The sequence below is a fragment of the Serratia sp. HMSC15F11 genome, from assembly GCF_001808215.1.
GTDB classification, from domain to species: domain Bacteria; phylum Pseudomonadota; class Gammaproteobacteria; order Enterobacterales; family Enterobacteriaceae; genus Serratia; species Serratia nevei.
On record NZ_KV792511.1, the window covers coordinates 1 to 1,962 of the forward strand.

Sequence of the window (1,962 nt, forward strand, 5' to 3'; positions counted from 1 at the left end):
CCTCGCCGCCGCCGATCGTCGCCGATCCGCCGCTCTGGATCCGATCGCTCTGGCCGTTCGGCCCCACTTCCACCGCGTAGTGCGAACCCGGCTCGAAGCTGACGTTGCCCGCCACGTTCAGGGTGCCGATCGAGTTGCCCGGCGCCACGGTGCCGCCCTGACGGGCGGTCAGCGAACCGACCGTGCCGCTGCCGCCGACGATGCCGCCGTTCTGCACGCTGACGGCCGAGGTGACCGAGCCGTTGACTGCCAGCCGCCCCTGATTGACCAGCGTCGGGCCGGCATAGGTGTTGGTGCCGGTCAGCTCCAGGGTTCCCGCGCCCTCTTTGGTCAGGCCGCCGTGGCCGGTAATGTTGTTGGAGTAGATTTCCCATCCACAGTGGAAGTCATCACATTTCCTGGCGTGCAGCGTACCGGCATCCACCTCGGCGCCCCTCCCCGGAATATTGGCGACAAACTGGGTCGGGCCATAGGCCACGCCCGTCGGATCCGGGATGCGGAACTCCGCAGGAATATCCTCGACGGTATAGAACATGCCCGGACCGTTGATGGCCTTGCCCAGGTTGATCATCCCCCAGCCATAGAGCGCATCGATGCCCGGCGCGCCCATGTCGGTGGCGGTGGTTTTCAACACGTCGGCAATCTGCGCCGAGGTCATGTACGGGAAGCGCTGCAACAACACCGCCACCGCGCCGGTGACGTGCGGCGTCGCCATCGAGGTGCCGTTTTTATTGCCGTAGTCCGACACCAGGTTGGCCGGATCGGAACCGTTGGCCACGGTGCTGTAGATTTTGCTGCCCGGCGACGAGACGCAGAAGCTGGCGGTATAGCCGCAGCGGGAAGAGAAGCTGCTGATGGTGTAAGGCACGCTGTTGGTCGATGCCGCATCCTGCGCCACGCTGGCAACCGACAGCCAGTTCGGCGCGATGTCCGGCACGAAGTAGGCCAGCCCGCTGATCACATCCGGTTGGTTGTAGTTGCCGTCGTTGCCGGCGGCGAACAGCACCAGAATATTTTTGCGCGCTGCGTCGATGGCGCCCTGATAACCTGCGCCGGCCAGGCTGCCGAGCAGCGGTTTGACCTGATCGAATTGTTCCTGCGCATCCTTCAGCTCAAAGTGCAGCACATTAGGATCGCGGCCACCGTCGGACAGAAAGTCGGGAATACTGACGCCCCAGCTGTTGTTGATCACCCGCGCACCGCTGTTGATCATCGCCTGCCAGCCGGCATTGGTGACGGCGCCGTCCAGGCCGAGAAATTCGCCGTAGGCCGGGCCGTCGTTATCGTTATCGACGCTGATCACCTGCGAATCGAAGGCCACGCCATGCATGCCGACGCCATCGCGGTTGGCGGCGCTGATGCCCGCGACGTGCACCCCGTGATTGCTCAGCATGCCCTGTGAGCCGCTGTAGAAGTGGAAGGTGCCGTCGAAGTAAAAGCGGTCGCCGGCGTTAATGCCCGGCCGGTGCGGGTCGGTGTAGGCGCGATAGCCTTCGGTGACCACGTTGATCAGTTTGCCGTCGCCGGCGAACTCGGGATGGCGGTTGACCGGGGTATCGAAAATGCCCACCTTCTGCCCTTTGCCGGTATAGCCTGCGGCGTAGGCCTCATCGGCGTGGATCGCCCCCAGCCCCCAGTTGGCGTTGAATTCGGCGTTGCGCCAGCTGGCCGGATCGCCCGCTTTGCCGTTCACCTCGTGCGGTGCTGCCTGCGCATACCCCGCCAGCGCCATGCAGCAGACCAGCGCGTTCAGCCGCCACGGTGAGCGACGAACGTTTCCTTTGCTATCAAAACCCATTGTTGTTGTCATTTCCTTACCTTTTGCTTGTTATTGGCCGGCGCCCCAGGTGCGCCGGGTTCTCATTAGCAGGATGTGAAAAAGGAACCGCCTGCAGACGGTTCCCCTACAAGGATTGAGTCGATGTTGCTTAGAAGCGCCAGGTGAAGCCGGCGTTGACGCTG

The 1,962-nt window shown here is 63.5% G+C and carries 1 protein-coding gene; it reads right to left on the reverse strand.

All coding sequences use genetic code 11. The features are described 5' to 3' along the window. A partial coding sequence (locus HMPREF3138_RS24485; protein ID WP_168166357.1) for a S8 family serine peptidase occupies positions 1-1,798 on the reverse strand: 1,798 nt, incomplete at its 3' end. Positions 1,799-1,962: the final 164 nt, after the last annotated feature.